We start from the raw sequence: 443 nt of genomic DNA, 5'->3' as shown, positions 1-443 counted from the left end.
CGTGTTAGCTCATCTATACTACTTATTGCTTCATTTATTTGAGATATTGCTTGAGTTTGTTCTTTAATGCTTTCACTCATATCATTTATACCTTGAGTTAATACATTAACACTTGCTTCTATTTCTGTTAGTGATTTTTGAGTGCTTTCAGCTAGTTTTCTTACTTCATCAGCAACTACAGCAAAGCCCCTTCCATGCTCACCTGCACGTGCTGCTTCAATTGCAGCATTAAGTGCAAGTAGATTAATTTGTTCTGCTATATCTTTAATCATAGTAATAACATTTTTAATATCTTCTCCGTTTTTAATAACTTCGTTTGATTTTTGATTTACTGCATGCATAGATGCACTCATCTCTTCTACTGCTGCTGCACTTTCTTGTAAGCTACTTGCTTGCTTTCTTGCACCTTCATTTATATCTTTAACACTTGTTTTTAGTATTTT

1 protein-coding gene is annotated in these 443 nt (G+C 33.2%); it reads right to left on the bottom strand.

Annotated features, from left to right (window positions below):
* A partial coding sequence (locus AVBRAN9334_RS10120) for a methyl-accepting chemotaxis protein (protein WP_336607744.1) occupies positions 1 to 443 on the bottom strand: 443 nt, incomplete at both ends.

This window comes from Campylobacter sp. RM9334, assembly GCF_020138145.1.
In the GTDB taxonomy this organism is placed as follows: Bacteria; Campylobacterota; Campylobacteria; order Campylobacterales; family Campylobacteraceae; genus Campylobacter_E.
Note: the sequence above shows the minus strand (reverse complement) of the source record. Positions and strands in the feature narration are given on the sequence as shown.